This is a genomic window from Micrococcus sp. UYEF5 (genome assembly GCF_040546065.1).
GTDB lineage: Bacteria > Actinomycetota > Actinomycetes > Actinomycetales > Micrococcaceae > Micrococcus > Micrococcus luteus.
In genome coordinates, this window is the sequence record NZ_JBEPNB010000022.1 from 1 (window position 1) to 6265 (window position 6265).

Here is a 6265-nt window from a genome sequence, read left to right on the forward strand (position 1 = left end):
ATGGTCGAGCAGGGTCAAGATGATCCGGGATCGAGTGGGGTCGGCCAGTGCACGACCCAGGCGGTTCATCACGTCGAGACGCGAAGCAATAGTCAGCATGGACTGAACTATACAGCGCAAACTGAACACTCGATCACAGGCGTCAGCCCAGATCGCATGCCCGTAAGGGGATCCTTCACCGTACGTCGAGCGAGCTCAGTCCTCGACGACGTTGTGACTGTCGACGGTGAATGGCGGTGTTCTGACAGAGGTATTTGGCGGCCGTGGTGCGGCTGTGGGCTCAGAGGTAGCTGCAGATTTGGGCGGGATCGCACTGGGTGGGGTCGCCTTGGGAGGCGGCCTGGTAGTGCTCGGCCGCGGAGGCCCGCAGGGCGGTGAGCTCAGCGATGTGCTGGTCGAGGTCGGTGAGTTGCTGGGCGAGCTGTGCGGCTACGTGGGCGCAGGGGGCCTGCCCGGCGTCGCGGATCTGCAGGATGTTCCGGATCTCGGCCAGGCTGAGTCCGGCGGCCTTGCTTCGGCGGATGAACTGCAGGCGGGCGAGGGCCTCGGGTGGGTAGTCGCGGTACCCGTTGGGGCCGCGGTGCACCGGGGGCAGCAGCCCGTGCTGTTCGTAGAACCGTAGGGCTTTGGTGGTCATGCCGGCGGCTGCGGCCGCTTCACCGATCCGCACGGTGCGCACCTCGATCCTGGACTGGTCTGTGGCCTTCCACGGTAGAGGAAGGCTCCGGGGGCAGGGCACTGCCTGCCCCTGGAGGGGCCGGTGGTCATCCGGGTTCGGTGCGGGCGCGGTCGGTCTCGACGGCCTGCCAGGTCTTGCGCGCGGCGATGAGCACCGGGTCCCACACCGGGGAGAACGGCGGGGCGTAGGAGAGGTCGATGTTGAGCAGCTCTTCCACCGGGGTCTCGTGCCACAGCGCCACGGAGAGCACGTCGATGCGCTTGGCCGCGCCTTCTTCCCCGACGATCTGGGCGCCGAGCAGCCGTCCGGTGCCGCGTTCGGCGATGAGTTTGGTGCGGATGGGTTTGGCCCCGGGGTAGTAGCCGGCCCGGGTGGTGGAGTCGACCACGGCGGTGACGGGGTCGAAGCCGGCCGCCTGCGCTTCGACCTCGCCGAGGCCGGTGCGTCCGACTTCGATGTCGCAGATCTTGGTCACGGCGGTGCCGAGCACCCCGGGGAAGGTGGCGTAGCCGCCGCCGAGGTTGATCCCGGCGGTGCGGCCCTCCTTGTTCGCGTGGGTACCCAGCGGCAGGGCCACGTGGCGGCGGGAGACGCGGTGGAACTTCTCCACGCAGTCCCCGCCGGCCCACACCCCCTCGATGCCGGTGCGCAGCCGGCGGTCCACGGCGATCGCCCCCGTCTCGCCCAGGGGGATCCCGGCGTCGGCGGCCAGGGTGGTGTTCGGGGTCACCCCCAGGCCGAGGATCACCAGCTCGGTGGGGATGGTGGCCTGATCGGTGACCACGGCGGTGACCTTCCCGGTGTGGGTCTCGAAGCCGGTGACGGTCTCCTCCATCCGCACCTCCATCCCGTACCCTTCCATCGCGGTGGCGATGAGCGCGCCCATGTCCGGGTCCAGGCCCGGCAGTGGGGCCGGGGGGCGTCCGATCACGGTGATGTCCACGCCCCAGGCGGACAGGGCCTCGGCCAGTTCCAGGCCGATGTAGCCGGCCCCGACGACCACCGCCCGGCCCGGCCGGTCCCGCTCCAGCACCGCCCGCAGGGCCAGGCCGTCGTCGAGGGTCTGCACCCCGTGGATACCGGCCGCATCGATCCCGGGCAGTGGCGGGCGGGCCGGGGTGGCCCCGGTGGCGACCATGAGCTGATCGAAACCCTCCCAGGCCTCCCGGCCGGCGGTCAGGTCGCGCACGAGCACGGCGCGGCGGTGCAGGTCGATCTCCAGGACCTCGTGACCGGTGCGGGCGTCGATGGCGTGGTGGTCGCGGAACTGTTGCGGGGTACGGGCGATCAGCTCCGTGGTGTCGGCGACGTCCTTGCCGATGAAGTACGGGATCCCGCAGGCCGAATACGAGGTGTAGTGGCCCCGCTCGAAGGCCACGATCTCCAACTGGTCCTGGGGCAGCTGGCGGCGGGCGGCGGAGGCCGCGCTCATCCCCGCGGCGTCCCCACCGATGACGATCAACCTCTGGGCCATGACTTCCCCTTCCGTTACAGTGCCTGCTGAGTCGTCAGCTCCCGGCTGTGCTCGATGCTCGAGGCCGACCGATCCTCACGCGGCGCAGCAGGAGAGTTTGGAGACGTCGGTGCGGAAGGACTGGGCGGCGATCTTGAGGCCTTCGGCCATCGTCAGGTACGGGCACCACAGGGTGGAGACCTGATCCACCGTCATGCCCGCGGACAAGATGTAGACCCCGGCCGCGGCAAGCTCCCCGGCGTCCTTGGCCACCGCGGTGATACCCACGATCCGCCCAGTCTCGGCCTCGGCGACCATCTTCACGAACCCGCGGGTGTCACGGTTGACCAGCGCCCTGGGCACGTACTCCAGGGGCAGCACCCGGCATTCACACCGGAGGCCGGCTTCCCGGGCCTGCTGGTCGGTCATGCCCACCGCCGCGATGGCCGGGGAGGTGAAAGTGACCCGCGGCAGGTGGGTGTAGTCGATCTGCTGGCCGGTGTGGTGGAAGGCGTTCTCCACCGCGGTGACCCCGTGGGCCGAGGCCACGTAGACGTACTGGGGGTGCCCGGTCACATCCCCGGCCGCCCACACCTTCGGATTCGAGGTCGCCATCCGGGCGTCGACGAGGATCTCCCCGCGCGCCCCGGTGTCCACCCCGACCGAGCCGAGGCCCAGGTTCTCGGTGACCGGACGGCGCCCGACCGCGACCATGAGCCGGCCCGCCCGCAGGGTGTCCTGCCCGCCCGGGCCCGTGACGGTGGCCACCACCTCCCCGGTGTCCCGGTCGGGCGTCACGGAGGAGACGGTGGCCCGGGGGATCACCCGGATGCCCTCCTCGGCGAACACGCCCCTCAGGGTCCGGGAGACCTCGGGTTCCTCATGGGAGGCCAGCCGGGACCGCACGACCATGGTGACCATCGAGCCCAGGCGGGCGAAGAGTTGAGCCTGCTCCAGGCCCACGTACCCGCCACCGATGATCAGCAGCGATTCCGGCACCTCGTCCAACTCCATGGCCGTGGTCGACGTCAGATACTCCACCTGATCCAGACCCTCGATCTCCGGGACGATCGGGGTGGAGCCGGTGGCCACCAGATAGTGGGCCGCCCGCACCCGGCGGCAGGAACCGTCGGCTCCGGTGACCTCCAGCGCCGGATCCTCGGCGGTGCCGGTGAACACCGCTTCGCCGGTGGCCAGTTCCCAGCCGTAGTCGGCGATCAGATCCAGGTACTTGTCCGAGCGCATTCCCTCCACCAGCGCGTCCTTGCCGACGATTAGCCCGGGCATGTCCACCCCGGCGGCCGACGTGCTCAGACCGGGGAACCGTCCTGTGGCGTCCAGCGCCACGTGGCGGGCCTCGGCGGCGGCCAGCAGCGCCTTCGACGGCACGCACCCGGTGTTCACGCAGGTGCCCCCGACCGTGGCACGCTCGATCATCACCACTGATTTGCCGAGATTGGTGGCCCGGATCGCGGCGGCGAACGCACCACCGCCGGAACCGATGATCGCCAGGTCCACTTCGTGCGTTCCCGTCTCAGGCATGACCGGCCTCCGTAAGTCCGTGATGAAGGCCCCGACGGGCCGTCTGTGTGCGGTGCTGTGCTGTGCCCAGCCTGCACCTTCCCCTGAAGAGGAAGGTCAAGACGTCACCGCGGCAATGTCATGTGCACGACCGTATGTGCCCCAGACCCGGGGGCCCTTTCGAGGAGTCGCTGCCAGAGGCGATTGCCTGGCCGGTGGATCTCAGGAGCTGGTGGCCGGCCCGTGTGCTCAGTGACCGATCAGGAGTGACTCGCGGGCGGCTTCGACCACTTCGGGGGTGACGGTGGCCAACTGGTTGATCGTGAGGATGCGTTGGATCTGGGTGAGGAGGCGGTCGACGAGACGGAAGTTGCCGCCGGTGATCCGGGCGATGGTGGCGATCGCGACCGCCTGGGTGAACTCGTCGTCCTCGCCGGCGAGTCCGTCGGTGTGCCAGCGGCGGTTCAGGACGGCGGTGAGCTCTTCGGGGGTGAGGGGGCGGTATTCGTGGGCGAAGCCCACACGGCTGTAGAGCTGGGGGTAACGGGCCAGGCGTTTGTCGATGCCGGGCATTCCGATGAGGATCACCCCGAGGGTGTGGCGGTCGTAGTAGTCGCGGACCTGTTCCAGGCCGGTGGTCTTGAGCCGGTCGGCCTCGTCGATGATGAGCAGCTCGGTGAGCCCGGAGGAACGCGAGTCGGGGTGCACGAACGGGTCGACGCGGCCGTGGTGGTGGTAGTCGATGGCGTAGGAGATCTGTTGGCAGGCCCGCGGGAGGGCTTGGTCGACCTGTCGGGGGCTGGCGGTGACGGTCGGGGTCCACAGCGCGGTGCGGGCCTGCAGGACCTGCTCAGGGATGGGGCCGGGCTCGCGGTCCTCGCCCAGGTCTCTTTGCCACTGCTCCCATTGCGGGGCCCCGGCGTAGTGGCGGGCCGAGAGGGTCTTGCCGACCCCGGGTGGGCCCCAGCACAGGCCGATGTAGCGGTGGGCGCGGACGGTGTCGGCGAACTCGGTGAAACGGCGGTGCTCCCGGGTGGGAAGGAGCAGGGGTGATGCGGGGTCCGGGGGTGGGCCCAAGGCTGCGATTTCCCCGAACGTGCCGGAGAGGAAGCGCCGGCCGTCGTCGTCCTTGCCCAGCAGGCTCCGGGAGGAGTCGGGCTCAGTCGGTGGCATAGGTCCGCAACCGGTGTCGGGGCGCCGGCTCCGCCGGCGGGTCTGCCGTCGGGCCCGGCGCCGGGGCGGGTGGTGGTGCCCAGCGGTCGTCGGCGGGCAGGGCGTCGGCGAGGCTGCGCCGGGCGCGCAGCTGCTGCTTGAGCGCGGCGCGTCGGGCGCCCCGGGCCTGCTGCAGCTGTTGGAGGGTGATGGTCTCAGCGGCCAGTTCGGGGGCGATCGCCCGGCACAGGTAGGTGTCCTGGTGGTAGACGCGCACCTCGCCGGCGTCGCGGGGGTCGTAGCGGATGGTCACGGTCTCACTGACGTAGGCGGCCAGCACCGGGCAGATGTAGCGGGTGCCTTGAAAGCGGATGCCGTCGCGCTGGACGATGCGGGTGGTCGCAGCGGTGAGCAGCAGCAGGTCGAGATCCTCGCCCCGGGCCGGGGTGCGCGGGATCCACCCGGCCCCGATCCAGCGGGCGGCGGGGGCCTGTCCGGTCTCGGAGTGCACCCGGGCGTGGTAGTCCTCGATCAGGTAGCGCTGGACCACTGCGTCGAGCTGCTCCAGGCTCAGGGCAGGTGGTGAGGTGGGGGTGCCGCCGGTGCCGTGCGGGATGTGCCCGGGCAGGTGCGGGAGCACCTCGGTGGTGATCGTGCCGTAGAAGCGTTCGATCTTGCCCCTCCCCTGCGGGACCCCGACGCGGGAGTGGATGAGCCGGATGTGGGTGTCCAGGCAGACCCGGTCCAGCCGGGTGCTGGTGAAGTCGGCCCCGTGGTCGCTGTAGAGCACCTCGGGCAACCCCTGGACCGGCCACCGCGGGTCGGGCTTGGCTCGCACGGCCTGGTGCAGGGCCAGGGCGGTCTGCTCGGCATTCGGGGCGCCGGTGAAGACGGTGTAGCCGGCGACCGCGCGGGAGTAGTCGTCGAGGATCACGCTCAGCCACGGCCGCACCGGGCGCCCCCGGTTGTCGAGGATCGCCACGTCGAGCAGGGTGTGGTCGGCCTGCCACTGCTCATTGGGCCTCACCGCCGACCGGCGGTGCACCAGCTCGTATCGGTCCCGGTAGGCGGTGTCTCCCTCCAGGGCCAGGGTGCGCAGCCCGGGGTCGATCGCGGCGATCACGCTGCGCACGCTCGAGTAGCTCGGGGGTGCCCAGCCGCGCTCCGGGGCCAGATCGCACACCCGGCGGTGGATGAACCTGGTCGTCGGCGCCGGGCGGCGCAGCGCCAGGGCCTCGATCACCGCGATCAGCTCCGCAGGCAGCCGGCGTTGGCCGCGGTCGCTGCGGGCCTTGCGCTGCAAGCCGGCCGCGGAGGAGTCCGCCCGGTATTCGGCGGCCCAGCGCTGCAGGGTGCGGACCGAGACCGGGCGTGTCAACTTGTCTGTGTAAGCGGGGTGGTCACAGGTAGGGGTTGATCCGGTCGGGGTAGGCCGCGGCGAGCTGGGCGAGGGCCTGCTT

At 70.7% G+C, this 6265-nt stretch carries 5 protein-coding genes and 1 pseudogene; all 6 read right to left on the reverse strand.

The genetic code is table 11. The annotated features are described in order from the left end of the window. Window positions 1-99: pseudogene (locus tag ABIB16_RS11130) on the reverse strand (Cd(II)/Pb(II)-sensing metalloregulatory transcriptional regulator CmtR); the annotation flags it as partial. A 181-nt stretch (window positions 100-280) separates the two neighbouring features. Further along, a complete protein-coding gene (locus ABIB16_RS11135) occupies window positions 281-670 on the reverse strand; it encodes a heavy metal-responsive transcriptional regulator (protein ID WP_029603659.1) in 390 nt (129 codons plus the stop codon). Window positions 671-764: 94 nt separating this feature from the next. Beyond that, complete coding sequence (locus ABIB16_RS11140) at window positions 765-2153, reverse strand: FAD-dependent oxidoreductase (protein ID WP_044658719.1); 1389 nt, start codon at window positions 2151-2153, stop codon at window positions 765-767. Window positions 2154-2228: 75 nt separating this feature from the next. Continuing rightward, complete coding sequence (gene merA, locus ABIB16_RS11145; protein WP_354436288.1) at window positions 2229-3674, reverse strand: mercury(II) reductase; 1446 nt, start codon at window positions 3672-3674, stop codon at window positions 2229-2231. Window positions 3675-3902: 228 nt separating this feature from the next. After that, the gene (locus ABIB16_RS11150; protein WP_081994409.1) at window positions 3903-4826 is read right to left on the reverse strand and encodes an AAA family ATPase; all 924 of its coding nucleotides are present in this window, start codon (window positions 4824-4826) and stop codon (window positions 3903-3905) included. Further along, window positions 4813-6183 carry a TnsB C-terminal domain-containing protein gene (locus tag ABIB16_RS11155; RefSeq protein ID WP_084776534.1) on the reverse strand — a complete coding sequence of 457 codons (1371 nt, stop codon included), beginning with the start codon at window positions 6181-6183 and terminating at the stop codon, window positions 4813-4815. The genes ABIB16_RS11150 and ABIB16_RS11155 overlap by 14 nt, the downstream gene beginning before the upstream one ends. Window positions 6184-6265: the final 82 nt, after the last annotated feature.